Source organism: Brevundimonas sp. FV1ye4L (assembly GCF_058681255.1).
This window is the reverse complement of record NZ_CM178734.1, coordinates 1,489,526-1,507,910: the sequence shown is the minus strand read 5'-3', so window position 1 is coordinate 1,507,910 and position 18,385 is coordinate 1,489,526. Positions and strand designations below refer to the sequence as shown.

Below are 18,385 nucleotides of genomic sequence, written 5' to 3'. Positions count from 1 at the left end.
CCGTTAAGTTTTGCGAACGGGAAAGACCTGACCATGATGCGCCGCCTGACCGCTTTCGTCGCCATCGCCGCCCTGACGGGGGTCTCCGCCTGTCAGCAGGCCGAGCCGGAGCAGCCGACCGCTCCGGTCGAGCCCCAGCCGGCGCCTGCGTCCACCGCTCCAGCTGTCGGCTACGCCTGCGAGAGCGGGGCGATGGTCGAGGCGCGGTATCCCGACACGGCGACGGCGCAGCTGGCCTACAAGGGGCAGACCTATGATCTGCGCTCGGTCCAGGCCGCGAGCGGCGCCCGCTATGTCGGCTCGGGCGTCGAATGGTGGACCGCGCCCCGCGACGGCCAGGAGAAGGCGACCCTGAGCCGGCTCGGCCCCAACGAAGAGGTCGGGGTGGCGGTGCTGGAGCAATGCGCGCGGCCGATGGCGACCGCCGTCGCACCAGTTCCGCAAACCTTGCCGGAAGAGACAATCACGCCGGCGCCGGGCGGCGTCCTGCCTGCGTCCACGCCGTGCAAGGGGCCGCAGCTGAAGCTGGCGGCCGAGGGCGGCGACGCCGGCGCGGGCAACCGGGTGCGCAACTTCAGCTTCCAGAACATCGGCGCCCAAGCGTGCAGCCTGACCGGCTATCCGGGCGTGACCCTGCTGGACGGGCAGGGACGGCCCCTGACCTCGATCCGGGCCGACCAGAGCCCCGGCAGCTATTTCCGCCAGGGTCAGGCGCCGACGCCGGTCGAACTGGCGCCCCGGTCCAAGGCCTATTTCGAGGTGGCGTGGAGCGTCGTGCCGGACGAGACGACGCAGAAGGCCTGTCCGAGCGCGGCGACCCTGCGCGTCACGGCGCCGAACGATACGGCGACAGTCAGCCTGGACTTCGCCTTTCAGCCCTGCAGCGGCAAGGTTCGTGTCAGTCCGATCCGGGCCGAGGCCGATCCTCAGATGGCGACCTAAGACGGGTGGAAACCCGCTCGAAATCGGCGTAGGTCGCGGCCCATGACCGAGAGCTTCTACGACCGCGTCGCCAGCGAACTGACCGAGATCGACGCCCAGGGCCTGACCAAGCCCGAACGCATCATCGCCTCGCGCCAGGGGCCTGTGATCCAGGTCGCCGGCCGCGACGTGCTGAACTTTTGCGCCAACAACTATCTGGGCCTGGCCGGCGATGAGCGGGTGACCCAAGCGGGGATCGCGGCGCAGCAGAAGTGGGGCGCGGGCACGGCCTCGGTTCGCTTCATCTGCGGCACCCTGGAGATCCACAAGGAACTGGAAGCCGCCATAGCCGGCTATCTGGGTTTCGAGGACGCCATCCTGTTCGCCGCCGCCTTCGACGCCAACGGCGGCCTGTTCGAACCCCTGCTGGGCGAGAACGACGCCATCCTGTCGGACAGCCTGAACCACGCCTCGATCATCGACGGGGTGCGGCTGTGCAAGGCCAAACGCTACCGGTTCGCCAACTCGGACATGGATGAGTTGGAAAGCCGTCTGAAGGAGGCTCGGGCCGCCGGCGCCCGCGACATCATCATCGCCACCGACGGCGCCTTCTCGATGGACGGCTATATCGCCAAACTGGACGAGATCCGGGTGCTGGCCGACAGGTACGACGCCCTGATCATGGTCGATGACTGCCACGCCACAGGCTTCCTGGGTCCGCAAGGCAAGGGCTCCTTCGCCCACCACGGGGTCGAGGTGGATTTCGTCACTGGCACCTTCGGCAAGGCCCTGGGCGGCGCCATGGGCGGCTTTATCTGCGCGAAGAAGTCGGTGGTCGAACTGCTGAAGCAGCGGGCGCGGCCCTATCTGTTCTCCAACGCCCTGGCGCCGGCGGTGTGCGGGTCTTCGCTGGAAGCGATCCGCATCGCCCAGGGGGCCGAGGGCGACGCGCTTCGCACCCGTCTGTCGGCCAACGCCCACCGCTATCGCAACGCCATGGCCGACGCCGGCTTCACCCTGCTGGACGGGGAACACCCGATTATCCCGGTCATGCTGGGCGACGCCAAACTGGCCCAGGACTTCGCAGCCCGCGCGCTGGAGCTGGGCGTCTATGTGATCGGGTTTAGCTTCCCGGTCGTGCCCCGCGGTCAGGCCCGTATCCGCACCCAGATGTCGGCGGCGCATTCGTTCGAGCAGATCGACCGGACGGTGGCGGCGTTTACGCAGGCCGGCCGGGAATTGGGCGTCATTTAGCCCTCTTCGCGCGCCATCGACGAAGAACAAGCGGTGAGGAGGCGTGGGGCCTCAGCCGCGGGCTTCGGAACAAAGCCGAGGCCATGATTTCAGGGAGTTGAGACTATGACCGACACGATGAAAGCCCTGGCCAAGACCGCACCGGGCATCGGTCTGGAACTGATCGACGCGCCGATCCCCGAGGCGGGGCCGGAAGATGTGCTGATCCGGGTGCACCGCACCGCTGTCTGCGGCACCGACATCCACATCTGGAACTGGGACGAGTGGTCCCAGAAGAACGTCCCGACCCCGATGATCACCGGCCACGAGTTCGCCGGCGAGATCGTCGCCGTCGGCAAGGATGTGGATCGCCCGCTGAAGATCGGCCAGCGCGTCTCGGCCGAGGGGCATGTCATCGACCTGAACTCCGAAGCCGCCCGCGCCGGCCATTTCCACCTGGACCCCAAGACGCGTGGCATCGGCGTCAACCGCCAGGGCGCCTTCGCCGAGTTTGTGGTGGCCCCGGCCTTCAACGTCATCGAACTGCCGGACGACGTGCCCTATGAGATCGGCTCGATCCTGGATCCGTTCGGCAATGCGGTGCACACGGCGCAGCAGTTCGACCTGCTGGGCGAGGACGTCCTGGTCACCGGCGCCGGCCCCATCGGCATGATGGCCGCCGCCGTGGCCCGCCACGCCGGCGCGCGCACCGTGGTCCTGACCGACATCAACGACTTCCGGCTGGAGCTGGCGCAGAAGGTGGCGCCGGGCGTGCGCACCGTGAACACGACCAAGGAAGACATCCACGACGTCATGAAGGAGCTGGGCCTGAAGGTCGGTTTCGACGTGGCGCTGGAGATGTCGGGTTCGCCCATCGCCTTCAAACAGTGCGTCGACACCCTGATCATGGGCGGCGGCATGGCCATGCTGGGCATCCCCGGCAAGCCGATGGAGACCGATTGGGGCGCGATTATCCTGAAGGCCCTGACGATCAAGGGCGTCTATGGCCGCGAGATGTTCACCACCTGGCGCAAGATGCTGGGCCTGCTGAAGGCCGGTCTGGACCTGCAGCCGCTGATCACCCACCGGCTGGACTATGCCGACTACCGCGAAGGCTTCGAGGCGATGAAGTCGGGGCAGTCGGGCAAGGTGGTGCTGAACTGGGATAAGGCGGCCTGAGCGAACTTCACCTCCCTGTTGGCGAAGGCCGACGGGGAGGACCGGTCGCGCAGCGACCAGGAGGGGGCGACTCCGACAGGGGTGATGACCGTGCCGACTTCTGACACCGAGTCGCCCCCTCCTGGCGCTCGCTGACGCGATCGCCTGTCCTCCCCGCGCGCCTTCGCGCGCGGGGAGGTGAGCCGAAGCCTCAGTTCGTCTTGCGGATCAGTTCGTCGGCCAGGGCGGCGGTCAGATAGCCGTCGGCGATGCGGCCGTTGGCCTGTTGCCAGCGGCGCAGGGCGGCGCGGGTGTTGGAGCCGATCACCCCGTCAATGCCCTGGGTATCATAGCCCAGACGCGTCAGGGCCGCCTGGGCGCCGATCCGCTGTTCGCGCGACATGGAGGCGTCGTTCGGCCAGGCCTTGGTCAGGCCCGGCTTGCCCATGATCCCGTCCGCCGTCAGGCCGATGGCCAGGGCGTAGGAGACCGAGTTGTTGTAGCGGCGGATCACATAATGGTTCGGCAGGGCCAGGAAGGCCGGGCCGTTCGCGCCCTGGGGCAGGAGGATGGTCGCGTCCTCGACCGCCTCGGCGCCGGTTGGCGTGCCGCCCTGGGCCAGGCGCACGCCCTTGGCCGCCCAATAGGTCCAGTTGTGCTTGGGCCCTTCGGCCTCGGCATAGTTGAAGTTGGCGGGCAGGATGACTTCGTAGCCCCAGCCCTGGCCGCGTTTCCAGCCAGCCTGGGCCAGCAGATTGGCGGCCGACGCCAGGGCGTCGGCGTCGTCGGCCCAGATATCGACCTTGCCGTCGCCGTCCTGATCGACGCCCAGGCGCAGATAGTTGTCGGGCATGAACTGGGTCTGGCCCATGGCGCCGGCCCAGCTGCCCTTCAGGCCCGCGCGTTCGCGGCGGCCGTCGACGACGATGTCCAGCGCGTCCTTCAACTGGGCCTCGGCCCAGTCGCGGCGGCGGCCGTCATAGGCCAGGGTCGCCAGCGAGCGGATAACGTCATAGTCGCCCTGGACCTGGCCGAAGGCGCTTTCCTGGGCCCAGACGCCGACCAGGATCTCGGACGGCACGCCGAATTTCTGAACCACCGGCCACGGCACGCGGTCGATCCGCTGTTTGGCCTGGGCGATTCGCGAGGCGGTGACGGCGTTCTGGATATAGGCGCCGGCTGGCTTGGAGAATTCGGGCTGGTTGCGGTCCAGCCGCACGACCGAGGGGTCGGGGGTCAGTCCCGCCAGTTCGCGTTCGTATTCAGCGCGGCGGGCGCCGCCCTTGCGCGCCAGGAAGGTCTGTTTCCAGCCCTCGAATCCTTGCTGGTCATAGGCGCTCAGCGGCGGCGCCTGGGGCGTCGGAGTCGGGACGACCACCGGCGGGGCGGGGGCGGGCTGCGGCGTCGGCAGGCTGACGGGCGGTTCCGGCAACATCGGCGCACAGGCGGCGACCGAGACGATCAGGAGCAGGCGATAGGAAAAGCGCATGAGATTCAGACTACAGTCCCTGAGCCATTAGGGGAAATGACATACGCGCGAATGCGACTTGCGGGTCATAAAGCGCCTGTGGGGCGAAAGCGGCGCCGCAAACTCCCCCGTTGACGTCGTTAACCCTCAATTTCATCGACGCGCTAACGCGCTGCGGCGTATTGGCGCAGGGTGCTCTGACGGCCTGATGGCGGAGTGGCGACGCAACGGGCGTGCAACCCCGGAAACCCTCCGTTCGACTCGGAGGTCAGGCCTCCATATTTTTGGTGCTATCGCGCTTCGCGCTACTTGAGCACATGGTTTTGGGTGCTACCGCGCTTCGCGCTGCTTGAGCACATGGTTTTGGGTGCTGCCGCCCTTCGGGCTACGTGAGCACGGGGCGGGGGAGCGCCCTTGTTGGTCAGGCGGGGATTGGCTTTTGTAGGGTTTCGGCCTGTAGCGGGTTGACCTTCTCCGGACCGCTCTCTATACGACCGCCTCCGCCGCGATCCGCCCGGATCAGCGGCTTTCTTATTGGCTTCTCTCAGGACGTCCGACCATGAAGGTCCGCAGCTCGCTCAAGTCCCTGAAGACCCGTCACCGCGACTGCAAGGTCGTGCGTCGCAAGGGCGTCGTCTTCGTCATCAACAAGACCGACCCGCGCTTCAAGGCGAAGCAAGGCTAAGCTGCGTTCGTTGCGCGCCGCTTCGGCGGCGTGCGCACGCAGGGTTTTGCTGACGATCCACAGGCTGCGGGCTTTGTCCGCGGCCTTTTTCGTGTTCGCGGTTGAGTCGCGCCTTGCGGCATGGTTAGCGTCCGCGCCTGATTTCTGGAGTATTCCCCCATGGCTGACGACGCCTCGTTCGACGGTGGTCCCGACGTTCTCACCGCGACGGCCCAGGGCCGGCTGCGCACCATCATCGAGCGCCTGGAGCGCCTCGAGGAAGACAAGCAGGCCGTCATGACCGACATGAAGGAGGTCTTCGCCGAGGCCAAGGGCGAGGGCTATGACGTCAAGATCCTGCGCAAGGTCATCCGCATCCGCAAGCAGGACAAGGCCAAACGCCAGGAAGAGGACGCCATCCTGGACCTCTATATGTCGGCCCTGGGCGAGATTTGAGGCTGACCCGGCTTGAAGCGCACCCCCTTCAAGCCAGGCGGCGGCCTTTCGCGCTCAGGCGGGCTGAAGGGCGGTAGCGGGTTCAACACGCGCTCAAGCAGCCCGAAGGGCGATGGCGCACCCAAGAAAGCTCCGCCGAGCCCGTTTGAGATCCAGCGCGAAGCGGCCAAGCGCGCCGCACTCAACGCATTGAAACGCGCCCGCCGCTCGGCAGAGAAGGCGGGCGTTTCTCTGTCCGAATGGGAGGGTGAGTTCCTCGATTCGGTCGGCGAGCGGGTCAAGACCCACGGCCGCGCCTTCGCCGACCCCGAAAAGGGCGCGCCCGGTCAGGCCCTGTCGGCCATGCAAGGCCGCAAGCTGAAGGAGATCACCGCCAAGGCGAAGGGCGAGGAGCCGAAGCGTTGGGGACGCAGCAAGACGTCTGGCTCGAATCGACCTCAGGATGACGGCAACACGACGGGGGAAGACTGATGTACGCTATCCTAGCCGGCTTTCGCCGCTTGGCGGATTTCAAAGGACGGGACAGGCGATCGCAGTTCTGGCCGTATGCCCTTACCGTTGTCGGACTGTCCTTCGTCGGGCTTTGGTTGGGTATGATCCCGACGATGACCGCCGTGTTTGAACAGGCGTCTGCGGCCGCAGCGACAAACCCCGAGGCAGCGACCGTTGTCAGCGGCCCGGGGCACTACTCGGTCGAAATCCACGATCCGACCTTCATGCCGGATATGGGCCCGTTTTTCCTGGTTCTGAGGATCGGCGTGGCAGCGGTTGTGATCCTCTTGGCCGCCGCCGTGACGCGCCGTCTGCATGACACCGGCCGGGCGGGCTATTGGGGTCTGCCGCCTGTGGTGTTCCTGACGATCGGCCTGACGGCGTTTCCCGCTGTGATGACCAGCGTCATGCAGGAGGATGCGCCGGACATAGGCCTGTTCATGCTGCTGGTTCTCAACAACGTCCTCTACATGGCCAGCCTGATCGGTCTCGTCATCCTGCTTGTGCTGGACGGTAAGAAGACGGTGAACCGCTACGGTCCTCCGCCGGCTGGATCTTAGCCCGCCTCTTTCAGCTGACCTTCCAGCCCCTGTTCGCGGACCTTGCGGTACAGGGTGGAGCGGCCGATGCCGAGGCGGCGGGCGATTTCGCTCATGTGGCCGGCGTAGACCTCGATGGCGTGCTGGATCAGGTCGCGTTCGATGTCTTCCAGGGTCCGCAGGTGGCCGCGGTCGTCCAGGATGCGGATCGGCTGTTCCGGCAGGGGCGGCAGGTCCGTGTAGGACGGGGCGGCGTTGGCCGGGGCTGCGGCGGCCGTGGCCGGCATCGGCGCCACGACGCCCGAGATGGACGGGAAATCATAGGGCTGCAGGAAGGGCGAGTCGGCCAGGACGATGGCGCGGAACACGGCGTTTTCGAGCTGGCGCACATTGCCGGGCCAGTCGAAGGCCTGGAGCATGGCCAGGGTCTCGGGCGCGCAGCCCATGATCCGCTTGCCTTCCTCGGCGTTGAACCGGGCGATGAAATGATCGACCAAGGCGGGGATGTCTTCCCGGCGGTCGCGCAGGGACGGGGCCTCGATCGGGAAGACGTTGAGGCGGTAGAACAGGTCCTCGCGGAAGGCGCCGTCCTTGACCTGTTGCGCGGGGTCGCGATTGGTGGCCGAGACGATACGGACGTCGATCTTGACCGGGCGTTTTCCGCCGACCGGGTCGATCTCGCTCTCCTGCAGGGCGCGCAGCAGCTTGACCTGGAGGTCCAGCGGCAGTTCGCCGATCTCGTCCAGGAACAGGGTGCCGCCGTCGGCCTCGCGGAACTTGCCCAGGGTCTTGTCGACGGCGCCGGTGAAGGCGCCCTTCTCGTGACCGAACAGGATGGATTCCGCCAGATTGGCGGGCAGGGCGCCGCAGTTGACGGCGACGAAGGGCTTGCCGGCCCGGTCGCTGGCGCCGTGCAGGGCGCGGGCGATGACCTCCTTGCCGACGCCGCTCTCGCCGGTGATCAGGACGGGAATGGAGGACTTGGCGGCGCGGGCGCCGAAGGCCTTGACCATCCGCATGGGGGCGCTGTCGCCGATGATGTCGTCGAAGCTGGCGCGGCCCTGGGCCCGTTTGGTCAGCCGGCCGACCTCGGCGGTCAGTTGGTCCAGCTTCAGGGCGTTGCGCACCCCGACCAGCAGGCGTTCCGGCCCGACCGGCTTGACGAAGAAGTCCTGGGCGCCGGCCTGCATGGCCTTGACCACGGTGTCGATGCCGCCGTTGGCCGTCAGGACGATGACCGGGGTGGTCAAGCCCGCGCTGCGCAACTCGGCCAGGCACTCCAGACCCGACATCTCGGGCATGACCATGTCCAGCAGGATCACGTCGGCCCCGCCGCCGCGCGTCATCCGGTCGATGGCCTCGCCGCCGCCGGCCGCATGGACCACGGCGTGACCGTCGCGTTCGAGCACAGCCTGCAACAGGCGGCGCTGGGTCGGATCGTCGTCGACGACCAGAACGGTCTTGGCCATGGGGCGTCCCTTGTCATCACCGAGGAGCCGCCCGTGGATCGGACTGGCCCGTTTCGGGACGATTTCTAGGGGGACGAGGTGAAAATCGGGTGAGAGGGCGTGGTGAGCGGGGGGTTAACGGGGCGTCGGCGGCGGGCAGCTGATCTTGGGCTGGGCCTGCAGTCTCTGACCGCCCACGACCAGATCCGGCAGGCGGGCGGGGGCGACGGCGAAGGTTTCTGCGAAAGCCTGCGCCAGTTCATCGGGCGATGGGGGCGCGCATGTGACGACGTAGCTCGCGCTTGGCGACCATTGCCCCTGGGCGTCCTGAGAGAAGGTCAGGATTGCGCTGGAGGTCGCCAGCAGGACCTCCATGCGGCCGTCGCCGTCCAGATCGAGACTGCGCAGACGGCAGGGTCTATCGCTGGCGCAGGCGTACATCAGGGCGTCCTGACGATCCAACTGGGCGGTGAAACTGGGCGGCGTCGTCTGGCCTGCGACCGGCTCGATCCGAATTTCCGCCACCCGTTCTTTCTTGTCCTGAACGGAATAGCGCGACCTTGTCTTACTGGCCTTTGCCAAGCGCGCCAGTTCGGCCGTCTTCGCATCCGGCGACCGCATCAGCCGATCCAGCGCCGCGAGCCCCGCCTTGCCGCTGTCGAACCGCAGGAATTCATAGTCGAAATCCTGAGGCTTAACCGCCCCGCGCTCCAGCCGGGCGACCTGGTCCGCGACAGACAGGCGCGCCGGGTCGGCCAGGGGGCTGAACAGGGCCAGGATGACCGCGACCGACAGGACGGCGGCGAGGATGTTGGTCGGCTCCAGCGGCTTCATCCAGGGGCCGGGGCGCAAGGCGGCGAACAGATAGCCCAGGCCATGGACCGCGCCGATCACAGCACAGGCCGTGGCGATGATCCGGTCCGGCGTCAGCCCGTGCTGGCCGATGCGCAGCGCCAGTCCCCAGAAGGCCAGGCCGATCAGGGGCGCGATCAGGGCCGAGGCGACCCGGACGCCGTAGCGCAGGACCACCGGGGGACGATGGTCGGGACGGCCGTCCTGATAGGCGGTGTTGATCAGCACGATCAGGGCCGCCGCCGCCGACAGGACCAGGGCCGTCGCGCTGCCCGTCTGCCACAGGCCGCCCAGACCGGTGAAAGGCAGGGCCGCGAGGAAGCCGCCGACCAACACGGTGATCACCAGCAGAAGCCAGGACAACAGCATCAGGGCCACGGTCCGTACGCCCCGGATCAGGCCGTCGCGCACATCGGTCAGATGCACGGCTGTGGCGAAGGCCAGGCCGGTCAGGGGCAGGGAGAACCAGCTCTCTTGCAGCAGGTCGCTGAGGAAGCTGAGCCCGATGATGTTGAACAGGGCCGCTCCCAGCAGAAGCAGCAGCCAGAAGGCGCCGGCGAAGCCGACGGACAGCACCCCCTGCACCCCTGCCATCCAGGCGGCGTCGAAATAGGCGGCGAAGGGCGCAACCAGCCGACGCTCACGGTCCGCCGGCACGACCAGATGATGGGCGATGAACAGGGCCGCCGCGGCGAAGACGAACAGGGGGAAGGTCGCCTCGCGGGCGCCGTCGGCCTGGCGGGCGATGTCGTGCCAGGCCAGCAGGGCCAGCGCCGCGCCTGCGATCAGGCTCCAGATCACATAGACCCACAGCCGCAGCTTGCCGACGCCGGACAGCAGGACGGCGGGCAGGAACAAGGCGGTCAGCAGGGCCGGGGCGAACAGGTCAGGGTGGCGTTGGGACCAGCTGGCGCTGTCGCCCTCGGTGGCGCGTAGCAGCAGGTACAGGACGATCCCCTGCAACAGACCGACGGCCAGCCGCACGATGGCGATCCGGCGACGGTCGCCGTCCGGCGTGGTTCCGCCCCAGCCCGTGCCGAGAATATTCGCCGCTTCGGTGGTCATGACGCGCCCCTTCGCCCGGCTCGGGGCCCGAGTGGGCGACCGACCTGGGCGCGCCATCTAACCGCAGCGGGGGCGTTCAGGGAAGCGCCGCCTCGACCCGGCAGGCCCGCGCCAGATAACAGCCGCGCGGGGCGAAATGGATGTGGACATGGTCCAGGGCCGGATGGTCGAACGCCTCGGCCAGCCGCGCGTCCAGATCGGCGCCGTCGATCACCAGCCCCTCCAGCATCATGTTGCGACGGTCATAGAGGCGCAGCGACAGCGGCCGCTTGGTCAGGGTCTCCGGCGCCGGGCCGGTGATCGGCGCCTGTTCCACCGCCGACTCGCGCACGAAAATCGGGCCGGAGGCGCGATAGGGCGAGGTCGGGTCGGTCAGATGGGCGTGATTGACCAGCACCAGCGCCTCTCCGGCGTCGGCGTCGCGGAGACTGACCCGGCAGGGGGCGCGGCCGGGGGCGTCGGCGACCCAGCGGCGTGCGCCGACGGCGGCTAAGTCTTTATCGGACATGGCGAAATAGGGCGTGAAGGGCGCCAGGGGCAGGGCTTCGATACGGTAGGTCATGCGGGATCTCCGGGTTGAGGTCCTCTGCTTGCGACGATCCGCGCGCGCCGTCTGGCGGCTTCCGGCCGTTGCATCGGCCTCGCCGCGCCCCCACAAAGGCGGCATGAACGCCCCCTTCAAGACGCCTGACATCGAAGCCCCGCTGTGGGACCTGACCGACCTCTATGGGTCTCGCGACGACGTCCGGATCGCCGCCGACCTGGCCAGGGCCCGCGCCCTGGTGGACGAGATGAACGGCCTGCAAGGCCGGCTGGCCGGGCAGGGGGGCGATCCGGCGTCCTTGGGCGCCGCGCTGGATCGGGCGATCAGCCTGTATGAACAGGCGTCGGACGTGCTGGGCGCCCTGGGCGCCTACGCCTTCCTGGCCGCCTCGACAGCGCGCGACGACGCGGGGGCTCAAGGGTTCGAGGCGGATGTGCGCGAGAAGATCACCGCCATCGCCACCCCGACCGTCTGGCTGACGCTGGAGATCAACCAGATCGACGACGCCGCCCTGGAGGCCGCCCTGACCGCCCATGCCGGCGCATCGCGCTGGCGGCCCTGGCTGCGGCGGGTGCGGGCGATGAAGCCGCACGAGCTGTCGAGCGAGCTTGAGACCTTCATCGCCGAACGCGGCCCGATCACGGCCCAATGGCCGCGTCTGTTCGACGAACAGCTGGCGGCCCTGCGCGCCAAGGCCGGGAGCGAAAGCCTGACCCTGGCCGAGGCCCTGAACCGGCTGTCGGACGCCAAGCCCGCGCGCCGCAAGGCCGCCGCCGAGGGCCTGTCGGAGGCCTTGGCCGCCCGCGCCCCGACCCTGGCCCTGGTGCTGAACACGGTCGCCGCCGACAAGGCGATGGAGGATCGCTGGCGCGGTTTCAAACGGCCCGCCGACGGCCGCCACCTGGGCAATGAGGTCGACGGCGAGGCGGTGGACGCCATGGCTGAAGCCGTCGCCGCCGCCTATCCGCAGCTGTCGCACCGCTATTATGCGCTGAAGGCCAAGGCCATGGGCAAGGCGCGGCTGGACCACTGGGACCGCAACGCCCCCATCGAGACCACCGCCCCGCGCGCCTTCACCTGGACCCAGGGGCGCGAGATCGTGTTGGACAGTTTCTCGGACCTGGGCGGCGACTTCGCCGAACGCGCCGCCGGCTTCTTCGACAAGCCGTGGATCGACGGCCGCGCCCGGCCGGGCAAGCAGTCGGGCGCCTATGCCCATCCGGTCACCGCCGACCGCCACCCCTATGTCTTCCTGAACTGGATGGGCGAGCGGCGCGACGTCCTGACCCTGGCCCACGAACTGGGCCACGGGGTGCACCAGACCCTGGCGGCGGACCAGGGCACGCTTCTGGCCGACACCCCCCTGACCCTGGCCGAGACCGCCTCCATCTTCGCCGAGGGGCTGACCTTCGACCGTCTGCTGGCGACGGCGCCGAAGCGCGAGCAGCGCGGCCTGCTGGCCGGGCGGATCGAGGACGGGCTGAACACCGTGGTGCGCCAGATCGCCTTCCACCGGTTCGAGACCCGTTTCCATGACGAGCGGCAGAAGGGCGAAGTGTCGCAGCAGCGGATCAACGAGCTGTGGCTTACCGAGATGGGGGCCTCGCTGGGACCGGCGGTGACGCTGAACCCCGGCTACGAGCACTGGTGGGCCTATGTCAGCCACTTCGTCCACTCGCCCTTCTACGTCTACGCCTATGCCTTCGGCGACCTGCTGGTGGCGGCGTTGATGGAGGCGCGGCGGGCCGATCCGATCGGCTTCACCCCCCTGTACCGCGACCTGCTGGCCGGGGGCGGGGCCAAGACCTACGTCGAGGCGCTGAAGCCCTTCGGCCTGAACCCGCGCGACCCGGCCTTCTGGAGCGTGGGCTGCAAGCGGCTGGAACGGCTGGTGGATCAGTTCGAAGCCCTGGGGTGAGGCTGGCGTCCGGCTGAAGCCGCGCTATAGTCGCGCCAACGACAAGACTGAGGGAGCTCTCATGGCCAAGGCCCAAAACCCCGCCACCGCCGAAGCCGACGCCGATGCGTCCGCCTATGTCCGGGGCGGAATGCAGATCAATGAACAGGCGGCGACCTTCAAACTGTTCATGGACCTGGCCAAGTGGGGCTCGCTGGCCGTGGCCTGTCTGCTGCTGTTCCTGACCCTGTGGTTCCATCCGGGCGGCAACCTGATGGCGGCCCTGGTCGGCACGGTGGCGCTGGGCGTCGTGGGCTTTGTCGCCCTGAAGCCCAAGGCCGACGCCGGTCACTGAAGCGGCGAAATAACGACGCGCTTTGACGGCGTCCTCGGAACCGGCCTAGTCTCGCGTCCCATAATAAGAACAAGGGGATTCGCTTGGCTGTCGCTATCGCCGTCACCCGTGAACGTCGCGAAGGCGAGACGCGCTGCGCCGTCACGCCCGAGACGGTCAAGAAGCTGATCGCCCTGGGCGCGACCGTGTCGGTCGAGGCCGGGACCGGCCTGGGTTCGTCCATTCCCGACGCGGACTATGTCGCGGCCGGCGCGGCGGTGAAGCCCGACACCCGTGCGGTGCTGGACGGCGCCGACATCGTGCTGAAGGTGCGCGGCCCCACGGCCCAGGAGACCAGCGCGCTCAAGCCCGGCGCCATCGTCATCTCCATGCTGGACGCCTGGCGCGACAAGGCGACGGTCGAGGCCCTGCGCGGCGCCAACGCCACCGCCTTCGCCATGGAGTTCGTGCCCCGCATCACCCGCGCCCAGGTCATGGACGTGCTGTCGTCCCAGGCCAATCTGGCCGGCTATCGGGCGGTGATCGAGGCGGCCTACGCCTATGGCAAGGGGTTCCCGATGATGATGACGGCGGCCGGCACGGTCGCCGCCGCCAAGTGTTTCGTCATGGGCGTCGGCGTCGCCGGGCTTCAGGCCATCGCCACGGCGCGGCGGCTGGGCGCCGTCGTCACCGCCACCGACGTCCGCCCCGCCACCAAGGAACAGGTCGAAAGCCTGGGCGCCAAATTCCTGGCCGTCGAGGACGAGGAGTTCAAGAACGCCCAGACCGCCGGCGGCTACGCCAAGCCCATGTCGCCCGAGTACCAGGCCAAACAGGCCGAGCTGACCGCCAGCCATGTGGTCAAGCAGGACATCGTCATAACCACCGCCCTGATCCCCGGCCGCGCCGCGCCGGTGCTGCTGACGGCGGCCCATGTGGCCTCGATGAAGCCGGGCTCGGTCATCGTCGATCTGGCGGTCGAGGCCGGCGGCAACGTCGAGGGCTCGAAGCTGAACGAGGTGGTGACCACGGCGAACGGCGTGACCATCGTCGGCTGGTCCAACCTGCCCGGCCGCATCGCCGCCGACGCCAGCGCCCTTTACGCCCGCAATCTGACGGCCTTCGTGGGGCTGATGATCAAGGACGGGGCTTTGGCCGTGGATCTGGAGGATGAGATCCTGAAGGCGGCCGTTGTGACGCACGGCGGGGCCGTGGTGCATGAGGGGGTAAGGGGATGAAACTCTCTCGATGGATTGGCGCGGGCGTTTGGATTTTGGCCGTCGCCATATTCGCACAAAGCTTCTGGGAGCGGTGGTCAGACTTCAGAAGCGAGCAGCCTGAAGCGTCCGTATGGATGTTTGCCGGGGACGAAGGCGCGCGATTGGGAATCGGCCTTGTCTTGGGGCTGGGGTTGATGCTGGTGCTTGCGGGCCAGGACGTTTTCAATCGGCTGTCGAAGCCTCATTTGCCCAAGATGCTCCCGTTTCTGGTCGCGGGTCTGTGTCTAGCCGTCGCGGCGACGGCAGTGCTGATCTGGGTCGGATCGACATGGGCGCCGCTCGCCGTCGCGGTCGCTATCGGGCTCGCGGTTTATGCGGCAAAGGCCGCAGGGCTAGAGCCCAAGCAGACGTCTGATAATCTCCCTCGTGTGGAAGGCTGAAAATGGAACACGTCGATCCCACCGTCTTCCGCCTGGCCATTTTCGTGCTGGCCATCTTCGTCGGCTATTATGTCGTCTGGAGCGTGACCCCAGCCCTGCACACGCCGCTGATGGCCGTGACCAATGCGGTGTCCAGCGTCATCATCGTCGGCGGCCTGATCGCGGCGGCGGCCGTGTCGGGCGACGTCACCGGACCCAGCGCCTGGATCGCCAAGGGCGCGGGCGTGCTGGCCGTGACCCTGGCCAGCGTCAACATCTTCGGCGGCTTCATGGTCACCCGGCGGATGCTGGCCATGTACAAGAAGAAAGAGCGGCCGGCTCCCAAGAGCGCCGCATGATCGATCCCGCGCAGATCGCCATAACCGGCTCCTGGATCGCCACCGGCCTGGGGTTCGGCCTGTGGCTGTACGGTTGGTTTGGGACCAAGGTTCCGATCAAGCGCCAGCGGCTGCACGACTGCGGCATCGCATTTGTCTTTTCGGCCATTCTGGTCCGGGTCGTGACCCAGGACCGGCCGTTGGGCGTCTTCGAATGGGCCCTGTTCTTCATCGGCCCCTTGTTCATCGCCGCCGCCCTGTGGCGGCTGGCGCGCACGTCTTGAGGGGAGGGGCGTGATGAACGCATCCTTGGCCGCACTGGCCTATCTGGTTTCGGGCGTCCTGTTCATCCTGTCGCTGCGCGGCCTGTCCAGCCCCGAGACCAGCCGTCAGGGCAACACCTTCGGCATGATCGGCATGGCCCTGGCCATCGGCGTGACCCTGCTGACCCTGGGAACCACCGGGGCGCTGGACAAGGTCACCCTGGCCCTGATCGCGGGCGGGGTCATCGTCGGCGGCGGGGCCGGAGCCCTGATCGCGCGGCGCGTGGCCATGACCGACATGCCGCAACTGGTCGCCGCCTTCCACAGCCTGGTCGGCATGGCCGCCTGCCTAGTCGCCATCGGCGCCGTCTATGCGCCCGAGGCCTTCGGAATCCTGTCCGAGGACAGGACGGGCATCAAGACCCTGTCGATCATTGAGCTGTCGCTCGGCGTCGCCATCGGGGCCATCACCTTCACCGGCTCGGTCATCGCCTTCGCCAAGCTGAACGGCAACATGAGCGGGTCGCCGATCATCCTGCCGGCGCGGCACCTGATCAATGTCGGCCTGGCCCTGGGCCTGGTCTTCCTGATCGGCATTCTGATCGGCACCGGCGGCGCGGCGACCTGGGCCTTCTGGGGCGTCTTCCTGATCGCCCTGGTGCTGGGCGCGACCCTGATCATCCCCATCGGCGGCGCCGACATGCCCGTGGTGGTGTCGATGCTGAACTCCTACTCCGGCTGGGCGGCGGCGGCGCTTGGCTTCACGCTGGAGAACATCGCCCTGATCATCACCGGCGCCCTGGTCGGGTCGTCGGGCGCCATCCTGAGCTACATCATGTGCAAGGGCATGAACCGCAGCTTCATCAGCGTCATCCTGGGCGGCTTCGGCGGCGCGGACGCCGCGGCCGGTCCGGCCGGCGCCAAGGAGACCCGGCCGGTCAAACAGGGCTCGGCCGAGGACGCCGCCTTCATCATGAAGAACGCCTCCAAGGTCATCATCGTGCCCGGCTACGGCATGGCCGTGGCCCAGGCCCAGCATGCGCTGCGCGAAATGGCCGACAAGCTGAAGGAGGAGGGGGTCGAGGTGAAATACGCCATCCACCCCGTCGCCGGCCGCATGCCCGGCCACATGAACGTCCTGCTGGCCGAGGCCAACGTCCCCTATGACGAGGTGTTCGAGCTGGAGGACATCAACGCCGAGTTCGCCACCGCCGACGTCGCCTTCGTCATCGGCGCCAACGACGTCACCAACCCCGCCGCCAAGACCGACCCCACCAGCGCCATCTACGGCATGCCGATCCTGGACGTCGAAAAGGCCGGGACGGTGCTGTTCATCAAGCGCGGTATGGGCTCGGGTTATGCGGGCGTCGAGAATGAGCTGTTCTTCCGCGACAACACCATGATGCTGTTCGCCGACGCCAAGAAGATGGTCGAGGGGATCGTGAAGGGGCTGTGACGCCCCACGTTCGTCATCCTAGGCCTTGTGCCTAGGATCCATAAACACAGGCGTCTCCGCAAGGGGCGCGGCATTTACACCGGGCGTATGGATCCTAGGCACAAGGCCTAGGATGACGGGTGGGAGAGGGGTGAGTTGGGCGTCAAGCCGAAAGGCCGCCCATCGTCTCGCCGACCGCTGAAACCCCTATCGCCCGCGCTTGACCGGCGCTATCACGCGGCCGTGAACGTCCTGTCCAAACCCGCCCCCGTCGCCCATCGCCGTTTCGAGGCGCTCGATTCCCTGCGCGGGGTGTGCGCCGTTCTGGTGGTCATGTTCCATATGCCGGTGGCCAGCCATTGGCGGACGTGGGACTTCATCCAGCACGCCTATCTGTTCGTCGATTATTTCTTCGTCCTGTCGGGCTTCGTCATCGCCCACGCCTATGCCGAGCGGTTGAAGACGGGGGCGGACGCAGGGCGGTTCATGGTGCGGCGGTTCGGGCGGATCTGGCCGATGCACGTGCTGATGCTGGCGGCCTATGTCGGGTTGGAGCTGGCGCGGCTGGCCTTCCATTTCGATAGTGCGGCGCCGTTTACCGGGGATCGGTCGGTGTGGGCCATCTTCACCAATCTGGCGCTGATTCAGGCCTGGCACGTCCATCCGCATCTGACCTGGAATGGGCCGTCGTGGACGCTGAGCGCCGAATGGGCCTGTTATCTTATCTTCGCCGGCCTGGTGCTGGTCGCGCCCAAGCGGTTCCGCTGGATCGGCCTGGTCCTGGCCATCGTCGGCGGCGTTCTGGTGGTCAGCTACGCCCGGCGCTGGATGAACACCACCTATGACTTCGCCGTGCCGCGCGCGGTGTATGGATTCTTCCTGGGCTGCCTGTTGCAGGGTCTATGGATGAACATCCCGCGCCTGAAGGGCCTGGCGGCCACGGGGCTGGAGATCGCGGCCGTCGTCGGAACTTGCGTCTTCGTGGCCTGGGCCCAGGGGCCGGTGACGGTGGCCGTGACCCTGGTCTTCGTGGTCCTGGTCTGGGTGTTCGCAGGCGAGGAAGGGCGGGTGTCGCGGCTGCTGGACCACCCGGCCCTGGTGACCCTGGGGCGCTGGTCCTTCTCCATTTACATGGTCCACATGTTCATCCTGACCGTGATGCTGATCATCGCGCGCAAGCTGGACTGGCTGCCCGGCGGGCGGCGCGTCGATTTCGGTTCGGTCTGGCTGAACGACCTGTTCGCGCTGGGTCTGTTCGGCTTCATCGTCGTGATCGCGGTCGTGGCGCACAATCGGGTCGAACGCCCGGCCCAGCGTCTGATCGATCGCTGGACCAAACCGAAAACAGCCTGAGTTCAGGCCGCCATCAGCCAGGGCGTTTCCGCCGGGTCCGACCGGGCCTCGTCCCACAGCGCGTCCTCGTCCGAATAGCGGGCGATGGCGGCGGCGGAGATGACGTCCACCACCTGCTCCTCCAGCCGATCCCAGATGACGGCCAGGTCCGACGAGCCGTCGGCTTCGCACGGCACGATCAGATAACGGTTGGCGTTGACGGCGTGGGTGGGTTGGAAACGAGCCATTTGATGATCTCCTGAAGCGGTCGGCCTCTTGTCGATGATGGTGTTATGGCGCACTGATG

The 18,385-nt window shown here is 67.6% G+C and carries 20 protein-coding genes and 1 tRNA gene; 16 read left to right on the top strand and 5 right to left on the bottom strand.

The window, feature by feature from the left end:
- The first annotated feature begins 33 nt into the window (after window positions 1–33).
- From ACW17X_RS07350 to tdh, 3 genes are all read left to right on the top strand, one after another.
- Window positions 34–942, top strand: a complete 909-nt coding sequence (locus ACW17X_RS07350; protein ID WP_492100299.1) for a DUF4232 domain-containing protein — start codon at window positions 34–36, stop codon at window positions 940–942.
- Between the two features lie 42 nt (window positions 943–984).
- Window positions 985–2,175 carry a glycine C-acetyltransferase gene (locus tag ACW17X_RS07345; RefSeq protein WP_492100298.1) on the top strand — a complete coding sequence of 397 codons (1,191 nt, stop codon included), beginning with the start codon at window positions 985–987 and terminating at the stop codon, window positions 2,173–2,175.
- Window positions 2,176–2,280: 105 nt separating this feature from the next.
- Entirely contained in the window at window positions 2,281–3,333 is a 1,053-nt protein-coding gene (gene tdh / locus ACW17X_RS07340; RefSeq protein WP_287929211.1) for an L-threonine 3-dehydrogenase, read from the top strand.
- A gap of 190 nt (window positions 3,334–3,523) precedes the next feature.
- Here tdh and ACW17X_RS07335 read toward each other — a convergent pair whose 3' ends face one another.
- Entirely contained in the window at window positions 3,524–4,801 is a 1,278-nt protein-coding gene (locus ACW17X_RS07335; RefSeq protein ID WP_492100297.1) for a lytic murein transglycosylase, read from the bottom strand.
- Window positions 4,802–4,982: 181 nt separating this feature from the next.
- Between ACW17X_RS07335 and ACW17X_RS07330 the strand changes: the two genes are divergently transcribed.
- The 5 genes from ACW17X_RS07330 (at window position 4,983) to ACW17X_RS07310 (ending at window position 6,952) form a co-directional block, all read left to right on the top strand.
- A tRNA-Ala gene (locus ACW17X_RS07330) sits at window positions 4,983–5,059 on the top strand.
- Window positions 5,060–5,339: 280 nt separating this feature from the next.
- Window positions 5,340–5,465: a type B 50S ribosomal protein L36 gene (gene ykgO / locus ACW17X_RS07325; protein WP_008263184.1), complete on the top strand. Its 126-nt coding sequence runs from the start codon at window positions 5,340–5,342 to the stop codon at window positions 5,463–5,465.
- Between the two features lie 159 nt (window positions 5,466–5,624).
- Window positions 5,625–5,900 (top strand): nucleoid-associated protein GapR, encoded by a 276-nt coding sequence (gene gapR / locus ACW17X_RS07320; RefSeq protein ID WP_271164237.1) that lies wholly within the window; start codon window positions 5,625–5,627, stop codon window positions 5,898–5,900.
- A gap of 150 nt (window positions 5,901–6,050) precedes the next feature.
- Window positions 6,051–6,371: a hypothetical protein gene (locus tag ACW17X_RS07315; protein WP_492100446.1), complete on the top strand. Its 321-nt coding sequence runs from the start codon at window positions 6,051–6,053 to the stop codon at window positions 6,369–6,371.
- Entirely contained in the window at window positions 6,371–6,952 is a 582-nt protein-coding gene (locus ACW17X_RS07310; protein ID WP_492100296.1) for a DUF805 domain-containing protein, read from the top strand. Before ACW17X_RS07315 ends, ACW17X_RS07310 begins: the two co-directional genes overlap by 1 nt.
- Here ACW17X_RS07310 and ACW17X_RS07305 read toward each other — a convergent pair.
- The 3 genes from ACW17X_RS07305 to ACW17X_RS07295 all read right to left on the bottom strand — a co-directional run bounded on the left by ACW17X_RS07305 (window position 6,949) and on the right by ACW17X_RS07295 (window position 10,858).
- Entirely contained in the window at window positions 6,949–8,400 is a 1,452-nt protein-coding gene (locus ACW17X_RS07305) for a sigma-54-dependent transcriptional regulator (protein WP_492100295.1), read from the bottom strand. The two genes, ACW17X_RS07310 and ACW17X_RS07305, sit on opposite strands and share 4 nt — an antisense overlap.
- Before the next feature lie 114 nt (window positions 8,401–8,514).
- Entirely contained in the window at window positions 8,515–10,296 is a 1,782-nt protein-coding gene (locus ACW17X_RS07300) for an FG-GAP repeat domain-containing protein (RefSeq protein WP_492100294.1), read from the bottom strand.
- 76 nt (window positions 10,297–10,372) lie between these two features.
- Window positions 10,373–10,858 carry a DUF1203 domain-containing protein gene (locus ACW17X_RS07295; RefSeq protein ID WP_492100293.1) on the bottom strand — a complete coding sequence of 162 codons (486 nt, stop codon included), beginning with the start codon at window positions 10,856–10,858 and terminating at the stop codon, window positions 10,373–10,375.
- 103 nt (window positions 10,859–10,961) lie between these two features.
- Between ACW17X_RS07295 and ACW17X_RS07290 the strand changes: the two genes are divergently transcribed.
- The 8 genes from ACW17X_RS07290 to ACW17X_RS07255 all read left to right on the top strand — a co-directional run bounded on the left by ACW17X_RS07290 (window position 10,962) and on the right by ACW17X_RS07255 (window position 18,099).
- On the top strand, window positions 10,962–12,758 hold the full coding sequence (locus tag ACW17X_RS07290) for a M3 family oligoendopeptidase (RefSeq protein WP_492100292.1): 1,797 nt from the start codon (window positions 10,962–10,964) through the stop codon (window positions 12,756–12,758).
- A gap of 61 nt (window positions 12,759–12,819) precedes the next feature.
- Window positions 12,820–13,092 carry an aa3-type cytochrome c oxidase subunit IV gene (locus ACW17X_RS07285; RefSeq protein ID WP_492100291.1) on the top strand — a complete coding sequence of 91 codons (273 nt, stop codon included), beginning with the start codon at window positions 12,820–12,822 and terminating at the stop codon, window positions 13,090–13,092.
- 83 nt (window positions 13,093–13,175) lie between these two features.
- Entirely contained in the window at window positions 13,176–14,309 is a 1,134-nt protein-coding gene (locus ACW17X_RS07280) for a Re/Si-specific NAD(P)(+) transhydrogenase subunit alpha (protein ID WP_492100290.1), read from the top strand.
- Entirely contained in the window at window positions 14,306–14,731 is a 426-nt protein-coding gene (locus ACW17X_RS07275; RefSeq protein WP_492100289.1) for a hypothetical protein, read from the top strand. The genes ACW17X_RS07280 and ACW17X_RS07275 overlap by 4 nt, the downstream gene beginning before the upstream one ends.
- 2 nt (window positions 14,732–14,733) lie before the next feature.
- The gene (locus ACW17X_RS07270) at window positions 14,734–15,069 is read left to right on the top strand and encodes an NAD(P) transhydrogenase subunit alpha part 2 (RefSeq protein WP_183195948.1); all 336 of its coding nucleotides are present in this window, start codon (window positions 14,734–14,736) and stop codon (window positions 15,067–15,069) included.
- Complete coding sequence (locus ACW17X_RS07265) at window positions 15,066–15,332, top strand: hypothetical protein (protein WP_271164228.1); 267 nt, start codon at window positions 15,066–15,068, stop codon at window positions 15,330–15,332. Before ACW17X_RS07270 ends, ACW17X_RS07265 begins: the two co-directional genes overlap by 4 nt.
- 13 nt (window positions 15,333–15,345) lie before the next feature.
- On the top strand, window positions 15,346–16,767 hold the full coding sequence (locus ACW17X_RS07260; RefSeq protein WP_492100288.1) for an NAD(P)(+) transhydrogenase (Re/Si-specific) subunit beta: 1,422 nt from the start codon (window positions 15,346–15,348) through the stop codon (window positions 16,765–16,767).
- Between the two features lie 222 nt (window positions 16,768–16,989).
- On the top strand, window positions 16,990–18,099 hold the full coding sequence (locus ACW17X_RS07255; RefSeq protein WP_492100287.1) for an acyltransferase family protein: 1,110 nt from the start codon (window positions 16,990–16,992) through the stop codon (window positions 18,097–18,099).
- Between the two features lie 2 nt (window positions 18,100–18,101).
- Here ACW17X_RS07255 and ACW17X_RS07250 read toward each other — a convergent pair whose 3' ends face one another.
- Window positions 18,102–18,326, bottom strand: coding sequence for a hypothetical protein (locus tag ACW17X_RS07250; protein WP_267515756.1), 225 nt, complete (start codon window positions 18,324–18,326; stop codon window positions 18,102–18,104).
- Window positions 18,327–18,385: the final 59 nt, after the last annotated feature.